A 14019-nucleotide genomic window follows, 5' to 3' on the forward strand; every position below is an offset into this window, starting at 1 on the left:
AGATCCAGCGACACTTCCGACAGGCGTCGGGCGTGGAGCAGCATGGACGCCGAAAGGTGAATTTCTGGCAATCGTTCACTCATCTTCTCCCTATGTAACGATATATCAACGGGTAGGGACTACATTCACGAAACTCGCAGATCCAGCGACACTTCCGACAGGCATCGGGTTTGGAGCAGCATGGTCTCCGAATGGTGAATTTCTGGCAATCGTTTGCATAACATCTCCCTATGTAACGATATATCAACGGGCAAGGACTACATTCACGAAACTCGCAGATCCAGCGACACTTCCGACAGGCGATGGGCGTGAAGCAGCATGGTCTCCGAATGGTGAATTTCTGGCAATCGCTCACACAACATCTCCCTATGTAACGATATATCAGACATCAGGAAATATGCAATCAAACGGATTCTTGAAATTAATAGGGGTTCTAAGAGAGGGAACGTGAGGGAGCGGTGCGCAGGCGAACGATGTTGCTCCTGGTATGAATTAGTAAGTCCCCGACCTATAGGGTTACGATTAGAAGGAGCGGATTGCCGTGACGCTAAAAGTTCAAGGATGTGATATGACGCATGTTCCCTGGGGTGGAGATAAGACTGATGGTATTGTTTGGTTTTATGGAGACTTCCTAAATCATTTTGGTTTTATGGAGATTTTTTTTAAAAAAATTTTTTTGTTAAATACATCAAAAACGATCTTTTCATGATGATAAACAAAACAAAAATGATGTGTTTAACATGGTTTTAGTGACCGCAAGCTTTAATATGATATAGGATAAAGAAAGGGTAAGGATAGACTAAAACTATCCTATCTGGAGGAAAACAACTATGTCAAGCAACTTTGAGATTAAAGGTAAACTGCTCATAATCGAGCTAAACCTTGAGAGTAAAGAACTAAGCAAAAGCGGAAAGTCCTATCTGTTAGCCTCATCAAATGGCTTTAAGCATGACGATAACACAGGGATAGACGTATCGTTTAACGTGATAAGGAAAAAGTGAGCCTTATCTTTTTAAGGGGTGATTGTAATGACAGAAAAAGATTTTAGTGATGAGTTAAACCAGATACCAAAGCCTGAAGTACCGCACATAAGGGTTAAGGAGATAAGAGAAATCAGCATACCACACCCTTATTGTATCACGCCTAAACACATATCACATGCAAGCGACCATTACCACGGGATACTTGGAGAGGCTGCAATAATTGACGCTGAGAAACACGGCGCAAAGTGTGATATATGCAGAAAGATAAACAAGAAGCACGGTAAACCGATATTACCCTTCAGTGAACACATAGCACAGAAAACCCTATTTATCGAAGTACCGCAGAACAAAGACCTTAACGCAGTGGAAGGATTACACGCATACCTTTTAAAGATAAAACCAATAGCTGAAAGCCTTAAGATAGATGGCTTTGCCTTCCCTACTTTTTCTAAGGGGTGAATTATAAATCATGTGCGCCATAAATTGTGAGGATTGTGAGGATAACGATACATGCGAGCTAAGACCGACAGCGTTTATAGTACACTCAAAGGACTTATTCAATATAGAAAAAAACCCAAACCTATCCCTAAGTCCCAAAGATATTTGGGCTAATCCAAAGATACCAAAGAAGAAAACTGGTATACCACAGGGGCGATAACATGACCGAACCACCACTATTAATAAACGTATATGAGCGTAATTTTACCAGATTGGTTAAGCTGGGTATCATAAACGATAAGGGCGAACTTCAATTTAAGGAATCCTTAAAGCTAAAATCAGGCGCATACATGGACTTGAATTTAGACTATCTGGGAAAAGATGAGCAGGGCTACATTATAGCAATGGCGCACAACTACGAGCAGAACGGCGACATTATGGCAGACCCAGACATGCAGATAAGGATAATCCCTAAAATGCGTTCTATTGAAGCTTTGACATTCCAACAGGATAACATGGGGATTTATCGAGAAGTCTATCCAGACGCCAACCATATCAATCCTAAAGCCAAAAAAGAGCTTAACGCATTCCTTGAGATGTGGTTAAGGAATCTCATAAAGCAGGGGTTTAAGGTGATACCATGACTGTAATACGATACGGGAGTTTTAACAGACCGTTAGACTTCATAAATAAAGAGGACTTCCTACAGGAAATAGGAATATCTCATAATGCATTACCTATAAAGAAGGGGCTGCCATTCAGCATAATAGTTGTTAAAAAGCTATTACCAGAAGACATAGTTTACCGTTATGAGCTTCGGCTGATGGATTATGAGAATATCCATGCTAAATGTACTGAATGTAACGGTAATGTGTATCTTCAGTTAGTGGTAAAAAAGAAGCTTGTATGTGAGTATGATGGAGAGTTTCTTAGTTCAAGATGTTGGGAGGGATAGTATGCAGGCAAAGATAACCATAACAGATAATCCTTCAAAACAAGAACGGGATAAGAGGATTAAAGAAATAAGTTTCTTTAATTCAGACGGCGAATATTTTGGCTTACTCATGTTCCTTAGATTTTGTGAGGGCAAACCAGTTATTAATTTATACCGAATCGATGAGGGAATAACCGTTTATGTTAGTGAAAAGAGGGAAAAGAGGTCATGAACTGGAACGAAAAATACCGACCCAAGACCTTTACTGAAATCTCAGGACATAGGGAAGCCCTAACACAAATTGAGGGATTTATCTTAAGCGGAGATATTCCCCATCTTTTATTTTACGGTGAACCAGGAACATGCAAGACCACGATAGCAGGGATAATAGCTAATAAGCTGTTAGGGGATAACCATAACGGCAATTTCATAGAGCTTAACGCAAGTGATGAGCGCAAGATTGAGGATATGCGGAAGATTGTTATCAGAGCCATCAAGCACATGCCATTATTCGCAAAAATGAAGGTTATCTTATTCGATGAGGCAGACGGATTAACACCAGACGCCCAGAATATCCTTAAGAGACCAATGGAAAAGACCAGGAGCACGTTATTTATCTTCACATGCAATAACCCAGAGGCGATAATAACCCCTATAAAATCAAGATGCGCCGTATTCGAGTTTAAACCATTACCTGAATCGGATATTATCGAGGGATTGAAGCGGATAGCAGTAAAGGAAAAACTGGTCATTGACGATAACACATTACAGGGGATAGCAAGGAAGGTCAAGGGGGATATGAGGAGCGCAGTTAATGAACTGCAAAAAGCCAGCGCATGTAATAACCGCAGCATAGAGATTGACAGGATAGTACAGCAGTACATGAAGCAGCCAGCAGGGGCGATAATGGCATGATACAGCAGAACCTTGAGGGGAATAAGAAGGGGCAGGCTACGTTTGGGAATCCAGAAAAGAGAAAGAAGCCTAAGCCCTTTCCAGAGGAACGCAAGACAGGTTTATACAATTTTATGGAGGTGAGATAAAATGCCTAACGGTTGGTGGAAACTCGTTATAACGAACACTGAAAGCAATGATGAAATAGAGCTTAATGATAGCGATAAACAACACATCGCAGAAATGATAAAAGAAGGATACACGGAAGGAGAAATAATACAGGAGTGATAAGAATGGGAACATACCTTACTTTGAGGTTAAAGAATGAGAGTGAGCGGCACATAAAAACCGTAAATCGAATATGGAACGATGAAAATAAGGGTTATGAAGATACCTTACATTTCAGAACCAATGACGATACAAAGTTGGACATAGTAGCGATACATAATGATCCAAACCAAATACATCTGAGGTATATAAAAACTATTGAGGACTGGAATAGATGCCTTCCTGTCTTTGCTGTAGGTACTTTTCAAGTAAAAATAACACTTGGAGATTACCTTTGCTCGGAGATGGCAAGGAGGTACATCGGGTTTATAGAGCGTAGTAAAGACTTGTTTGAGGAGTTACCTGATGATTACGTAATGTCTATCCTGAAAGAAAAGGCATCAGTCAATGAGATAGCTACTGAATGTTTAGTAAAATGTCCTTTCTGTAACCCAATTCATAAGGAGGTTTGAGAAATGTACACTATAATATTCTGGGAAGATGACAGCACGGTAAAACCGCTACTGAATGAAGATGGGACGCTGCATCTAATTGAAGGCATACAGAACGCAGATAAAGAGGCGGATAAGCTTGAACGCAGAAAGAAGGTAGAGGCAAGGGTAATCTCAATCGAAGGGGTGAGCGAATGAGCTATAAGAAGCGGATTTACAAACTTGTGGGCTTCGTAAGGGTTGAGCCTGAAAATCAGAAGCTAATGACCCTTGACGAAGCTAAGAAGGAAAAGGAACACTGCGAGACCATGCAGCCTGAAAATATCTACGTCATAGAGGGGGCGGAGTTGAGTTAGATGTGTAAACATGAATGGAAATGGAACTATGACTGCTTTGAGGATGCCAGGGAAATTGATGATGACTTTCTTGGGATACCTGTAAAATGCCAATTATGCGGAGTGCAGGGCGTTGAGTGGTATCAATTTTCCCATGTTGAGGTGAGGTGAAAATAATATGAGCGAGATACAAATGGGAAAATCTAAGCATGTAGGCGATAGCGCAATGGTTACAGACCTGGGAGATGGTATGCTGGCTATCGGCAAGCCTGACGTTGTAAAAAACCCCATGTCTGGAAAACTGGAGAGGATAAGGACTGTCGTTACAACAGATAGGGAGTCCTTCTGCCCTCAGTGCAAGCAGAAAAACGCACCTGGGATAGAGATAACGGCAACCGAGACAGGATTAATCATATATGCATGTAAGCAGTGCAATCAGTTCGTATGGTGCAAGGAGAGGTAAATATGGCAATAGAAAAGAGATGAATTGAAATGAGAAACGAGACAATAGAGCAGAAGATTGAAAGATGGAAGCAGGCAATCGTACTCGATAGCGAAGTCGCAGAAGTGGTTTCTGCGATCTTACTATCTTCGTATAATGTATCGAAAAAAGAAGTAGCTGAAGGGATAAGGGGAATAAAATGAAAGTGTGTACAAAAGATTCCATACTGGATCAGTTAAAGCAGGCAAGGGATGATCTCGGTGAGATACTTGAGGTTAAAGAGTACCTGAACCCGGAGCATGTTGAGAATATCAAGAGGGCGAGGGCAGCTATTAAAAACGCAACAGATTTTGTCAGGGTGGTTTAACATGAAACGCTGGCGCTGTAAAGCCTGTGGTCAGGTGATTGAGGATATGATGGGCAGGGGCGAGCCTCCAAAAGAGCATGGTGTTATCATAGTAATCCTTGGAGGTAAAAATCGGCATGAAGTGTGCAAGGGCACGCTTGAGGTAATCCCTGATGATTGGGAAAGAACCATGGAGGCTTAAGAATGCAGGTTAAACACTGGCTGCATAAAATCCTTGCAACGATAATGGTTCGCTTGAGTATGTATGTCGCAGGCAGGATAGATTACGACATTCTCTGTGAGGTTACTGAGAAAGAGGCAGAGAGGGTGCGGGTTTACCAGACCTGCGAGCATACATGCGGCACATGCGGCGGGATGACTTATGAACAGCTTAAGAAAATTGAAGATGAATGGTACGAGAGAGGGATAATCAGGTGAGATGATGGAAACTAAGAAAAAGATAAGCTATCCTGAAAGACTGCATGACATATTTATGCAGTTTGGATATTGCGGGAAATATGAGACTAAACCGATTGAAACGTTTATAGCGCTGCTGATAGATGAGATAATACAAGAGGTTAGAGAAGAATGCCAGAAGCGGAACTTGCAGAAAAAGTGAGGGGATTGTGCGCAAGAGATTCAAAGTACAAAGCTCTCCTGCTTGAGATTATTGAAGTGGATAAAGTCTATGAGAATGATAATTTTGGCTGGCAGTTCAAAGATGTCAAGTGGTCAGGAGCACATGTGAACGTGCTCATGCAGGAAGGCATTATAAAGTATGGATATAAGAGCAACAACGCCACGCATTTCAGGCTTGCAGTGGAAAGGGAGGGGTTGAGACAGGTGTTGGATGAGATTCCAGACGAGGCTGAAAAGCAAGAATGGTTTAAAGAAAAAGAGGTTAAGCAGACTTTCCTTAATCCTGAGCTGGCAGCCGAGTTTGAACAACTGATCCAGACCGAGAAAGACCTGCTTGGTTATTGGGCGCAGAGACTGAACCCGAGGATAGTTGGTATGGAGAGGGAACGGGCTGCCTGCTTGATATCCATGGCATCTCCTCCCGATAAAGGTGGCATAATGCGACGCTGCCATACATTGATATGGGGTCCTCCAGGTACAGCTAAATCGGTGCTTATAAACTATATCAAGCACTACTTTGGCGCTGTTGGGATATCCCCTAAGGCTACCACTGAGGTTGGGCTTACAATGGATGCCCGAGGATCTGGAACAGATGGTGCCCTCGTTATGGCTCATGGTGGTATTTTGACTATTGAAGAAATAGAAAAGTTCCCGAAGACGGTGTTGGATACACTTTTTGAAGCTATGTCAACTGGTGAGTTTGATGTGAACAAAGGAGATATTCATGAGAGAAAAAAGGCTGAAATAAGGGCTATCGCAGTAGGAAATGATATTAAAAAGTTGCCTGATGCACTAATTGACCGTTTTGATATGATTTACTTTTATGAGATTCCAGATAAGGATACAGAAAAGAAGATCACGGACGACCTTTACCAACAGTGGCTAACAGGTAGAGATGATTATAGGGGCGAGAGGTTGCAGGCATATCTTGAATGGATCAAGCCTTATGAGCCTGAGATAACTGTGGAGATACTTGACAAAATACAGAAGTTAAAAAATGCGCACATTGATTTGTCTGAAAAGAAGCCTGATATTAGGGAAAAGGAGGCGTTTTTGAAGGTTAGTTATGTAATCGCCAAAATAAACCATCGCCCTTTGCAGATTCAGGACTTCCTGCGGGCTATATTGCTTGTGGATTCACAATTCAATGGTTCAAAATACCTTGCACTTGAGACAATTGCTAAAGGATTAAATTAAGATTTATGGATAACACAAAGGAAATCATCCGAAGGCTTGACAGATCGTTCACAAGACGGCTTAAAAGGGCTGATTACAGCGACCATGAAGCCTGTACTGCGTTCCAGCACAGGCATGGTATGAAGGGGTGGGAGATATTCTTCATGCCAGAGGAGATGAATTATGATGACTGCCTGTCGAAGCTCTCGCCTGATGATGTGGTTTTTGATGTTGGCGCCGGAGATCTGAGGTTTGATTTGATGATGGCTGAAAAGGTAAAGAAAGTGTATGCGGTTGAGATTAACCCCAATATCATAGCTCCAGCTCTTCATATAATCGGCTACGATCTTCCAGTGAATCTGATACCGATATGTGCTGACGCATTTAAGATGGAGTTGCCCAGAGATGTGACAGTTGTAACGTGCCTGATGATTCACAGAGAACAAGATTTTACTGAATCTTGGAAGAAATGCAGGACAATATATGCACGCAAAGATGGGGTGGTTGAGGTAAAAGCAATAAACCATGCTTACCACTAAAAATTTCTATTAATTCCCCACCATCTTTACAATATCGGCATTCCCACTCGCTATCAAGATGGACTGAATCGCAAACAACACAAAGTCTCATCACTTCACCTTCTCAAAAAACAACTTCAATCCCTGCACCATGGTACCAAGCTCCTTTATGCTTGCTTCAATTCCTGTTATCTTATTATTATACTCGATCAGGTAATCCGCAAATATCTCCGCAGCGTTAGTCCCTGTGAGCTTCCCAGGAGCTATGATCGCGGCTGCCCTCTCGATACGCTGATAGTCCTTAACGATGTCCAGCAGCACTTCGCCTGGTGGTCTGCCATCATTGTGTTTTTCCAGGTACTCTATGAGTTCGATGGGTATTTTGATGCTCTTGGTTTTCACCGTATCACCTTCGGGATGCATATACCGTAACCGCATGTACATTCATAACATATAAAAACGCCTTTTTCCTTTCTGACCATTTCTTTTCCACACTTTTCACATTTCATCTTTTACCTCCAGCTTTTGTGCCTGGGCGGGGAAGGTACAGGCTTATGACAGCCCTGCTGGGCGCTCGTTCCAGCAAAGCCCGCCCGGTTTGCACAGCTTTCTCCTATAATAAAATTAAATACTATCTGAATGATTTCAAAATTCGTCATTCTTTCGCCTCCATGAGCGCCTTTACCTTCGTTGGATCAAACTCTATCTGACCGCGCAGGATGTTATCCTTCTGCATTTCAACGACCTCACCTAAAGTTGTTATACCCTGTGGTGATTGCAGTGCGACCATCCTGAGCATCGCCTGCATGAAGCTTAATGCACCTATCTCAACGTCTATCAGCAGGGCTTTAACCTGGTTGAGAATTATCCTTGCTGATATATCCATACGCAGTCTCGTAGGTTGGTTTTTGCGCTCCTCATAAATCTCCGGGAATTCCATTATATACGGCACCCCCTCCTTCTTGAAGGCTATTGTTATCTTATCCCCGGCTTCATGCGATAGTATCTCATCACATTTGAACTTCCTAAGCAGCGCTTTGATGTCCTCTACGCTCTGTTCAAATGGCACGTCCGTGCCCTGGTATGGAAAACCTGATTTTGGTTTGATATATATCTTTTTCACTGTGGTTTCACCTTCGCTCAACAGCATCCATTAATGCATCTTTAGGGCAGGTCATTACTCGCTCCTATTGCTCCACCAGCTATCGCACCAAGAATCGAGATCGTGCCTGTTATCTTTAATAAGGTTGTTGTAATTAATAATACAGTGGGGGTTAATCCCTCGAATGACATTAAAACAACTATTAAGATAAGATATACAATTGCTGTTAAAAACAACCCCAGTAACGCAGTTATAAAAAACCCTAATATTAATCCAGTGAATATTCTTATTATTCTATCTTTAGTTTTCATTTCCCCTTCTCCTTAATAAAAAACTCAACAGCATCTATCAATGCGTCCTTGATAGATTCTTTACCGCTAAGTTTCTTAAGCCTCTCTACCTGCTCATTAAACAAAACCGTCTGGCAATATATTATCTTAGACAAATCATCACCATCATCTACATATAAACTATTATGTATTTAAGGATTTCCCACAACCAAAAAACATATATCCTATGTAGGCTTAACCTATACATTGTGTTGTGGGACCACTAACTTTTTAACACCATAATTCCCACCCCCCTTCCCACAACACCCCTATCCTTTCAATGCCTTCTTAACAGCTTCTCTCTCTTCTTCTGCTTTCTTCAGGCGGTTTACTTCCTGTGTGAGATCGTTTACGAGCGCGAATAGCTTGTCAATTTCTTCCTGACCTAACCCTGTGGGTGGTACTGTCGGTCTCGCCTCGCCCCTCTCGATCATGCCCTGCAGGTGCTCGACTTCAAGCTTCCTGTCTGGAGGAATATATATCTCCCATTTCTTTGCGATCTCCAAGGCATCTTCCGAGGGCATTGACTGCCTGTACACGGTCAGAGGTATGCCCTGTCCCCGCCAGCCGCCGTAGTCTATCAGATCCCCTACGTTCTTGGTTATCGCGAACATGACAGATGCCCATGTATGCCTGAGCCCGTACAGCATGTACTGGTCGGGTTTATGCTTTAACCTCGCTCTGATTGTCGGGCTTTTCCTGCGCCGTTCGATGAACGTGCCTGCTGCATCTAAGACAAAGAAATCCTTGAATACATACCCATCGCTGCCCAGCTTGTTGTCCTGGCACCATTTCATTATCTCATTTTTCAGGGATTCGGATATGTACACGAACTCCGGAGGGAATTTCTTTGCAATCTCTTCCCTGACTTTCCTTTTTTCTCTTCCTATATGCTCTTTTATAGGTATCGAATAAAATACCCTGCCGAGAGCATCCTTTTTCTGGGGCTTATCAACTTCGATAGACCCGCAGGTAAGATAATACGCGTGTTTCGGTCTTAACCCGGTCTGGAGCAGCGTCTTGAAAAACAGTAAGTAATAGATCGGAGCCCCGAACAGTATGCTGTTATAGAACTCATCCAGCGCATCTTTGCTGTACACTATCGCTCGTACCGCAACTGGCATGTCTGTGGTCATGCCACCAAGCGGCTGTGTGGTTATGTACCGCCTTGCTGGGCTGACCAGGAAACTGAAGAATTTTATGAGATTCGCCCTGACGTGAGCTTGCACGAACATGCTTGAGCTATAATCCTCTACGAACAGGGCTGCATCCTCTGGCATTAAGTTTGGCGTTTCAAGATCGCTTAATGCGACCTGCCGTTTCCTCCTCTCTGAAAGCCACTGGATGAAGGTTGCTGGTATTATTGAAGCCCATTTATATGACTGCTCGCTTTTGTATTCGTTGAAGGCATATGGTTTTAAGTAGAGTAGAAGGATCTCCTTTAGTTTGGGGTCGGCATTGACGAATAGTTTAACCCCTTCCGACATGATTTTATAATAATCGTCTTTTATAACCGGGACTATTTCAGTTCTTACTCTCGCCTGGGTAAACAGTTCTTTCCATGGCATTACTTATCCTCTCTGGCTGCCCACTCGGTATAGAAGCGTTTTGCTTCATCGATACGCGCTTTAATCATATTTCTCAGGGTTTCTTTATCACCCTCTGATATGACTTCCGATGCACCCACCTGTTCAAATAATTCCTCAAGATCCTCTACACTCTCAAGCCCGGGCAGCAACCCCTCAAAATCTCCGAAAGTCCACTGGCTGTAGTCTCTCGGTTCGGTTAGAATATCTGCGTCCTCTCTGACCCATATTTTTTTAGCTAACTCAATGCGTTTCTCCTTTGGCAGGCTGGCAATGTTATCGAGAGTGATCGCTGTTTCTCCCTCTTCTTCGTGTTTGGGATAAGTAGCTGCTATCTGCTTCGCCAGTTTTATGCGCTCTTTTTTGGGGAGGTCTTCCCTGAGTTCGTGCCGGCTCCGCTCAATCACACTCTTTTTTTTCCTGACTGCTTCCCCTTTCTTTTTGTGCTCATCGTAAATCTTGTTTGCAGTAGCCTCATCTGGACCCTTGTATAATTCGTCACCAGTATCGAAACTGTAAACCTCCCATATCACTACATAATCTTCGCCATTCTCTTCCCCAGCCTTTAGCTCTCCGCGCGCCTTCTCTGCCTTCATCCTTGCTATACTCTCCTCGATCTCCTGCTTCATGAGGTCGAGTTCATGGGGTTTCCTGCCGGGTTCGGGAACGGGTATGACGGGTTTTGCAGGTGCTCTGATGGGTTCGGGTTTTGGTGCTTCTTTTTCTTTTTGGGGTATTGGGAGAGTTTCTTTTTCTTTCTTTGCTTCTGGCGGTGCAGGTATCTCTTCTTTTTTCTCAGGCACTTCTGCGCCTGCACAGATTTCTCCTTTCTGCACTGCTGCCCAGAACTCCTCCCCTGAACTGTATTTACCCTCTATAATCTTATACACGTTTGCGGTGTTGGGCTGCGGTACTGACTGTAAACGCCCCATGATCATTGCCATTGAAAAAGCATCTGCTGTGGGATATTTCTTTGATTCTGCTGCAAGTTCGCAGATTAACTGCTTACGCGTCTTTCCCTTAATGGTTTCCTCTTCTTTTCCTATTCTTATTACTCTATCGAACTCTTCCTGAGTGATCCTTCCAACCTCAACAAGCAATTTACCCGATTCAACATCGTCATCAACCTGCCATAACCCCATAAGTCCCTTCTTAACCGTGATGTTCTTTGAATAGGGATCGCCGTTAATCATCAGGTCAAGGAATTCACATGCAAGCTTATCACCTTCATCACATCTCTTTTTAAAGATGCGCAGTCTGAATTCAGTAGTAATAAGAATAGTACTCGTAAGCCATGCTACCTGTTTCGTGGAGAGGTCGGTCACATAATCTTTTATATGATTGTATACAATCGTCTCCGGGTAGAGACTTATATTCTCCTGTACTTCTTTCAGGAATTCCTCTAACTCTACTGGGAGTTTTGCTTTTTTTCCTTTTTCTGCCATAATTCCTCCGCTGTCAAGCATCCATTATACGCAGCATCAACATAACTAACTACCGTCTTAAATAATAAATCGTCCTTCCGCATCAAATCCACAAGCCTTGCTATTATAATGTCTTTGTGCATGAATACCATTAATACCTACGGTTAAAAAAAGGTTTGCTAAAAAAGGAAAAAAGGAAAAATTGAGAAGTTGATGGTTTAAGCCTTGGCTTTGTACTTGGCTACCATGTTCTCAGCGGTGAGTGCACGCTTTTTTGCATCGTGCAGACACTGAGCCACTGCAAGGAACCCTGAGCCTGACTTGTCGCCGCATGTCCTGTAGTTATCTACACCGAATGTGGTTATGCCTATTCTATAGGCTTCACCAGCCTGTTCTTTAGATGCTACCATTAGTATTACCTCCTTCTGTTGCATTCTTATATAGGCTAACCTATAAATACTTTTGTGGGATTTATAGGATATTGTGATTAACCTATGAAGGATAAAAATACCGTAAGGGCGTACATTATGCGAGATGCTGATAATAAAGTTGTTAGGTTTGCTTTTAAAAACCAAGTCACAAAACAGGAAGCATACAATACCATGATATTGAATTACCTTGACACTGGGGGTAATTTGAAGAATAGGATAATCCTGACAAAAGAGCAGCTTTTAGGAGTTGATGAGATTTCTAAAAGCCTGGGTCAGTCTCCTATCAAGACTGTACAGGATCTGGTGGACTGTGCGCTTCTTTTATTCGGTACTGATTTGACCCTTCGTGATGCGCTCGTTTTCAGCGTGCCGCTTCTAAAGGAACGCCTCAAGGATATTAATCCTGAGCTTGCTAAGGAGATATTGAAGAAATGAGAATCAGCCTCTGACCATCCCTTCAGCCAGCTTGGCGCAGTCAACCCCCCAATTCAGTAATAATTTCAGGATAGGGTTGTTTCTTTAGTGCTTTTTCAACAGCATATTTTAAAAGCTCTGCCTCTTCATCAGAAATCAACCCATTTTCTTTCCCAATGTCAATTTGCTTTATAGTATGTTCCGCTCTTTTCTCTGTTTTCGGGCTTGACTGAACAGCAAGTGCATGCACTGCTTTTACCTCTTGTTTTAAGTGTTTCCACAATGCTCTGTCGTCTGCCCCAATTTTTTCACCGCAGTATTTACCCATCGTCTCCATCGCAGCCTTCATAGCGAGTGTGCATGCGTCATTTTCCATGATTCTTTCAATACCTCCTAATAATTGTTTATCTAATCTTCCCTGCGCTGTATAAGAATAATAACCTTCCTTCGCAATAATAAGAGCATCAACGACCTTAATACCAACTAAATCAAACACTTCTTTTAGCTTGCCCACAACAGCATCGTCTTCACGACTTGGTTCTGGCACCCCCGATGGATGGTTGTGAATAAGCACGACCCCAGCCGCATTCGCAAGAATTGCGCCCTTTGCGGATTCCCTTGGATGGATCACCGCCTGATTGATCGAACCCTGTGATATATTCTCAACACCTATTACCCTGTTCTTTGTGTCGAGCCACACAACCTTAAAATACTCGCGGTCGTAATCTTCCATTTCTCTTACGAATTTTACTGCGTCTGCTGGATATGTTATCTTCACTTTCGGCACGGGGCGCAGTTCTTTGAGTTCAACCCGATGTGTATCTATCTCAGCTACTTTTTTAATTAACATCTCTCCACCGCCCGCTTCAGGGTATGTTATTGTGGGTTGTTTGCTATCTTTAATAATCATCTCTCCACCCCCGGCTTCAGGATATTTAATCTCTCTCTTCTTAAGCTCTGTGGTTACTTTCTCCAGCTCCTCCATATCCTTTTCCATTATTTCCGGCGGCGGTCTTTTCTTAGGCATATTCCCTCCTACGTCAGCTTCAGCTTTTCCTCGATCCTTCTGAGTGTTTCATCCCTGTCCCGCCTGCATTCTTTCATATCTGCAACTATTGGTTCTTTTTGCTTCATGTGCTGCATCAGAGCCTCGTGCATCACCCGCAGTGCAGACGTGTTCTCTTTTATCGTGTTCTCTGCAAAGCTGAAAAACCTGTCCTGCATTTTCCTAAGAAGCAGATAGACAAGGACGAATGCTGCCCCTCCGATGCCCAGCCGCTCAACCATTAACAATTCTTCTGATACCATC

General features: G+C 42.9%; 31 protein-coding genes. 22 read left to right on the forward strand and 9 right to left on the reverse strand.

The window, feature by feature from the left end; translation table 11 throughout:
• The 21 genes from Q8J68_RS07695 to Q8J68_RS07795 all read left to right on the forward strand — a co-directional run.
• A partial coding sequence (locus Q8J68_RS07695; protein WP_305310939.1) for a hypothetical protein occupies positions 1-451 on the forward strand: 451 nt, incomplete at its 5' end.
• Between the two features lie 379 nt (positions 452-830).
• Positions 831-1001: a hypothetical protein gene (locus Q8J68_RS07700; RefSeq protein ID WP_305310940.1), complete on the forward strand. Its 171-nt coding sequence runs from the start codon at positions 831-833 to the stop codon at positions 999-1001.
• Positions 1002-1028: 27 nt separating this feature from the next.
• Entirely contained in the window at positions 1029-1442 is a 414-nt protein-coding gene (locus Q8J68_RS07705; RefSeq protein ID WP_305310941.1) for a hypothetical protein, read from the forward strand.
• A 200-nt stretch (positions 1443-1642) separates the two neighbouring features.
• Positions 1643-2065: a DUF1249 domain-containing protein gene (locus tag Q8J68_RS07710; RefSeq protein ID WP_305310942.1), complete on the forward strand. Its 423-nt coding sequence runs from the start codon at positions 1643-1645 to the stop codon at positions 2063-2065.
• Positions 2062-2376 carry a hypothetical protein gene (locus Q8J68_RS07715; protein WP_305310943.1) on the forward strand — a complete coding sequence of 105 codons (315 nt, stop codon included), beginning with the start codon at positions 2062-2064 and terminating at the stop codon, positions 2374-2376. Before Q8J68_RS07710 ends, Q8J68_RS07715 begins: the two co-directional genes overlap by 4 nt.
• Before the next feature lies 1 nt (position 2377).
• The gene (locus tag Q8J68_RS07720) at positions 2378-2587 is read left to right on the forward strand and encodes a hypothetical protein (RefSeq protein ID WP_305310944.1); all 210 of its coding nucleotides are present in this window, start codon (positions 2378-2380) and stop codon (positions 2585-2587) included.
• Entirely contained in the window at positions 2584-3270 is a 687-nt protein-coding gene (locus Q8J68_RS07725; RefSeq protein WP_305310945.1) for an AAA family ATPase, read from the forward strand. Before Q8J68_RS07720 ends, Q8J68_RS07725 begins: the two co-directional genes overlap by 4 nt.
• Positions 3267-3398 (forward strand): hypothetical protein, encoded by a 132-nt coding sequence (locus Q8J68_RS07730; RefSeq protein ID WP_305310946.1) that lies wholly within the window; start codon positions 3267-3269, stop codon positions 3396-3398. The genes Q8J68_RS07725 and Q8J68_RS07730 overlap by 4 nt, the downstream gene beginning before the upstream one ends.
• A gap of 1 nt (position 3399) precedes the next feature.
• Positions 3400-3537 carry a hypothetical protein gene (locus tag Q8J68_RS07735; protein ID WP_305310947.1) on the forward strand — a complete coding sequence of 46 codons (138 nt, stop codon included), beginning with the start codon at positions 3400-3402 and terminating at the stop codon, positions 3535-3537.
• Positions 3538-3542: 5 nt separating this feature from the next.
• Positions 3543-3989, forward strand: coding sequence for a hypothetical protein (locus Q8J68_RS07740; RefSeq protein ID WP_305310948.1), 447 nt, complete (start codon positions 3543-3545; stop codon positions 3987-3989).
• 3 nt (positions 3990-3992) lie between these two features.
• Positions 3993-4166: a hypothetical protein gene (locus tag Q8J68_RS07745; protein ID WP_305310949.1), complete on the forward strand. Its 174-nt coding sequence runs from the start codon at positions 3993-3995 to the stop codon at positions 4164-4166.
• The gene (locus Q8J68_RS07750) at positions 4163-4324 is read left to right on the forward strand and encodes a hypothetical protein (RefSeq protein WP_305310950.1); all 162 of its coding nucleotides are present in this window, start codon (positions 4163-4165) and stop codon (positions 4322-4324) included. The genes Q8J68_RS07745 and Q8J68_RS07750 overlap by 4 nt, the downstream gene beginning before the upstream one ends.
• On the forward strand, positions 4325-4474 hold the full coding sequence (locus Q8J68_RS07755) for a hypothetical protein (RefSeq protein ID WP_305310951.1): 150 nt from the start codon (positions 4325-4327) through the stop codon (positions 4472-4474).
• 7 nt (positions 4475-4481) lie between these two features.
• Positions 4482-4766, forward strand: a complete 285-nt coding sequence (locus Q8J68_RS07760; protein WP_305310952.1) for a hypothetical protein — start codon at positions 4482-4484, stop codon at positions 4764-4766.
• Between the two features lie 29 nt (positions 4767-4795).
• Positions 4796-4948 carry a hypothetical protein gene (locus Q8J68_RS07765; RefSeq protein ID WP_305310953.1) on the forward strand — a complete coding sequence of 51 codons (153 nt, stop codon included), beginning with the start codon at positions 4796-4798 and terminating at the stop codon, positions 4946-4948.
• Positions 4945-5112, forward strand: coding sequence for a hypothetical protein (locus tag Q8J68_RS07770; RefSeq protein WP_305310954.1), 168 nt, complete (start codon positions 4945-4947; stop codon positions 5110-5112). The genes Q8J68_RS07765 and Q8J68_RS07770 overlap by 4 nt, the downstream gene beginning before the upstream one ends.
• 1 nt (position 5113) lies before the next feature.
• Positions 5114-5293 (forward strand): hypothetical protein, encoded by a 180-nt coding sequence (locus Q8J68_RS07775; RefSeq protein WP_305310955.1) that lies wholly within the window; start codon positions 5114-5116, stop codon positions 5291-5293.
• A 2-nt stretch (positions 5294-5295) separates the two neighbouring features.
• Complete coding sequence (locus tag Q8J68_RS07780; protein ID WP_305310956.1) at positions 5296-5529, forward strand: hypothetical protein; 234 nt, start codon at positions 5296-5298, stop codon at positions 5527-5529.
• A gap of 4 nt (positions 5530-5533) precedes the next feature.
• Entirely contained in the window at positions 5534-5710 is a 177-nt protein-coding gene (locus Q8J68_RS07785; RefSeq protein WP_305310957.1) for a hypothetical protein, read from the forward strand.
• Complete coding sequence (locus Q8J68_RS07790; protein WP_305310958.1) at positions 5680-6927, forward strand: AAA family ATPase; 1248 nt, start codon at positions 5680-5682, stop codon at positions 6925-6927. Before Q8J68_RS07785 ends, Q8J68_RS07790 begins: the two co-directional genes overlap by 31 nt.
• A gap of 5 nt (positions 6928-6932) precedes the next feature.
• On the forward strand, positions 6933-7445 hold the full coding sequence (locus Q8J68_RS07795) for a hypothetical protein (RefSeq protein ID WP_305310959.1): 513 nt from the start codon (positions 6933-6935) through the stop codon (positions 7443-7445).
• Positions 7446-7535: 90 nt separating this feature from the next.
• Here Q8J68_RS07795 and Q8J68_RS07800 read toward each other — a convergent pair whose 3' ends face one another.
• The 7 genes from Q8J68_RS07800 to Q8J68_RS07825 form a co-directional block, all read right to left on the reverse strand.
• Positions 7536-7826 carry a hypothetical protein gene (locus Q8J68_RS07800; protein ID WP_305310960.1) on the reverse strand — a complete coding sequence of 97 codons (291 nt, stop codon included), beginning with the start codon at positions 7824-7826 and terminating at the stop codon, positions 7536-7538.
• A 253-nt stretch (positions 7827-8079) separates the two neighbouring features.
• The gene (locus Q8J68_RS07805) at positions 8080-8568 is read right to left on the reverse strand and encodes a hypothetical protein (RefSeq protein WP_305310961.1); all 489 of its coding nucleotides are present in this window, start codon (positions 8566-8568) and stop codon (positions 8080-8082) included.
• 20 nt (positions 8569-8588) lie between these two features.
• Entirely contained in the window at positions 8589-8837 is a 249-nt protein-coding gene (locus tag Q8J68_RS07810) for a hypothetical protein (RefSeq protein ID WP_305310962.1), read from the reverse strand.
• Positions 8834-8971 (reverse strand): DUF5371 family protein, encoded by a 138-nt coding sequence (locus tag Q8J68_RS14975; RefSeq protein ID WP_370867618.1) that lies wholly within the window; start codon positions 8969-8971, stop codon positions 8834-8836. Before Q8J68_RS14975 ends, Q8J68_RS07810 begins: the two co-directional genes overlap by 4 nt.
• A gap of 153 nt (positions 8972-9124) precedes the next feature.
• The gene (locus Q8J68_RS07815; protein ID WP_305310963.1) at positions 9125-10342 is read right to left on the reverse strand and encodes a hypothetical protein; all 1218 of its coding nucleotides are present in this window, start codon (positions 10340-10342) and stop codon (positions 9125-9127) included.
• Positions 10343-10422: 80 nt separating this feature from the next.
• A complete protein-coding gene (locus tag Q8J68_RS07820) occupies positions 10423-11886 on the reverse strand; it encodes a hypothetical protein (RefSeq protein WP_305310964.1) in 1464 nt (487 codons plus the stop codon).
• 197 nt (positions 11887-12083) lie between these two features.
• Positions 12084-12275, reverse strand: coding sequence for a hypothetical protein (locus tag Q8J68_RS07825; RefSeq protein WP_305310965.1), 192 nt, complete (start codon positions 12273-12275; stop codon positions 12084-12086).
• Positions 12276-12359: 84 nt separating this feature from the next.
• On the opposite strand from Q8J68_RS07825, the gene Q8J68_RS07830 reads away from it, so the two are divergent.
• Complete coding sequence (locus tag Q8J68_RS07830) at positions 12360-12731, forward strand: hypothetical protein (protein ID WP_305310966.1); 372 nt, start codon at positions 12360-12362, stop codon at positions 12729-12731.
• A gap of 40 nt (positions 12732-12771) precedes the next feature.
• Here the strand turns inward: Q8J68_RS07830 and Q8J68_RS07835 are convergent, their stop codons facing one another.
• Together Q8J68_RS07835 and Q8J68_RS07840 are read right to left on the reverse strand one after the other, a co-directional pair.
• Positions 12772-13737: a JAB domain-containing protein gene (locus Q8J68_RS07835; protein WP_305310967.1), complete on the reverse strand. Its 966-nt coding sequence runs from the start codon at positions 13735-13737 to the stop codon at positions 12772-12774.
• 8 nt (positions 13738-13745) lie between these two features.
• Positions 13746-14018: a hypothetical protein gene (locus Q8J68_RS07840; protein ID WP_305310968.1), complete on the reverse strand. Its 273-nt coding sequence runs from the start codon at positions 14016-14018 to the stop codon at positions 13746-13748.
• Position 14019: the final 1 nt, after the last annotated feature.

The organism is Methanolobus sp. (assembly GCF_030682845.1).
Taxonomy (GTDB): Archaea; Halobacteriota; Methanosarcinia; order Methanosarcinales; family Methanosarcinaceae; genus Methanolobus.

Bases quoted from the DNA above. Each gene is read 5' to 3' on its own strand.
- Q8J68_RS07820 (WP_305310964.1), bottom strand. From the start codon at position 11,886: ATGGCAGAAAAAGGAAAAAAAGCAAAACTCCCAGTAGAGTTAGAGGAA.
- Q8J68_RS07705 (WP_305310941.1), top strand. From the start codon at position 1,029: ATGACAGAAAAAGATTTTAGTGATGAGTTAAACCAGATACCAAAGCCT.
- Q8J68_RS07740 (WP_305310948.1), top strand. From the start codon at position 3,543: ATGGGAACATACCTTACTTTGAGGTTAAAGAATGAGAGTGAGCGGCAC.
- Q8J68_RS07810 (WP_305310962.1), bottom strand. From the start codon at position 8,837: ATGAAAACTAAAGATAGAATAATAAGAATATTCACTGGATTAATATTA.
- Q8J68_RS07785 (WP_305310957.1), top strand. From the start codon at position 5,534: ATGGAAACTAAGAAAAAGATAAGCTATCCTGAAAGACTGCATGACATA.
- Q8J68_RS07765 (WP_305310953.1), top strand. From the start codon at position 4,796: ATGAGAAACGAGACAATAGAGCAGAAGATTGAAAGATGGAAGCAGGCA.
- Q8J68_RS07745 (WP_305310949.1), top strand. From the start codon at position 3,993: ATGTACACTATAATATTCTGGGAAGATGACAGCACGGTAAAACCGCTA.
- Q8J68_RS07780 (WP_305310956.1), top strand. From the start codon at position 5,296: ATGCAGGTTAAACACTGGCTGCATAAAATCCTTGCAACGATAATGGTT.
- Q8J68_RS07795 (WP_305310959.1), top strand. From the start codon at position 6,933: ATGGATAACACAAAGGAAATCATCCGAAGGCTTGACAGATCGTTCACA.
- Q8J68_RS07715 (WP_305310943.1), top strand. From the start codon at position 2,062: ATGACTGTAATACGATACGGGAGTTTTAACAGACCGTTAGACTTCATA.
- Q8J68_RS07710 (WP_305310942.1), top strand. From the start codon at position 1,643: ATGACCGAACCACCACTATTAATAAACGTATATGAGCGTAATTTTACC.
- Q8J68_RS07790 (WP_305310958.1), top strand. From the start codon at position 5,680: ATGCCAGAAGCGGAACTTGCAGAAAAAGTGAGGGGATTGTGCGCAAGA.
- Q8J68_RS07700 (WP_305310940.1), top strand. From the start codon at position 831: ATGTCAAGCAACTTTGAGATTAAAGGTAAACTGCTCATAATCGAGCTA.
- Q8J68_RS07720 (WP_305310944.1), top strand. From the start codon at position 2,378: ATGCAGGCAAAGATAACCATAACAGATAATCCTTCAAAACAAGAACGG.
- Q8J68_RS07760 (WP_305310952.1), top strand. From the start codon at position 4,482: ATGAGCGAGATACAAATGGGAAAATCTAAGCATGTAGGCGATAGCGCA.
- Q8J68_RS07730 (WP_305310946.1), top strand. From the start codon at position 3,267: ATGATACAGCAGAACCTTGAGGGGAATAAGAAGGGGCAGGCTACGTTT.
- Q8J68_RS07755 (WP_305310951.1), top strand. From the start codon at position 4,325: ATGTGTAAACATGAATGGAAATGGAACTATGACTGCTTTGAGGATGCC.
- Q8J68_RS07815 (WP_305310963.1), bottom strand. From the start codon at position 10,342: ATGTCGGAAGGGGTTAAACTATTCGTCAATGCCGACCCCAAACTAAAG.
- Q8J68_RS07775 (WP_305310955.1), top strand. From the start codon at position 5,114: ATGAAACGCTGGCGCTGTAAAGCCTGTGGTCAGGTGATTGAGGATATG.
- Q8J68_RS07835 (WP_305310967.1), bottom strand. From the start codon at position 13,737: ATGCCTAAGAAAAGACCGCCGCCGGAAATAATGGAAAAGGATATGGAG.
- Q8J68_RS07825 (WP_305310965.1), bottom strand. From the start codon at position 12,275: ATGGTAGCATCTAAAGAACAGGCTGGTGAAGCCTATAGAATAGGCATA.
- Q8J68_RS07840 (WP_305310968.1), bottom strand. From the start codon at position 14,018: ATGGTATCAGAAGAATTGTTAATGGTTGAGCGGCTGGGCATCGGAGGG.
- Q8J68_RS07725 (WP_305310945.1), top strand. From the start codon at position 2,584: ATGAACTGGAACGAAAAATACCGACCCAAGACCTTTACTGAAATCTCA.
- Q8J68_RS07830 (WP_305310966.1), top strand. From the start codon at position 12,360: ATGAAGGATAAAAATACCGTAAGGGCGTACATTATGCGAGATGCTGAT.
- Q8J68_RS07770 (WP_305310954.1), top strand. From the start codon at position 4,945: ATGAAAGTGTGTACAAAAGATTCCATACTGGATCAGTTAAAGCAGGCA.
- Q8J68_RS07735 (WP_305310947.1), top strand. From the start codon at position 3,400: ATGCCTAACGGTTGGTGGAAACTCGTTATAACGAACACTGAAAGCAAT.
- Q8J68_RS07750 (WP_305310950.1), top strand. From the start codon at position 4,163: ATGAGCTATAAGAAGCGGATTTACAAACTTGTGGGCTTCGTAAGGGTT.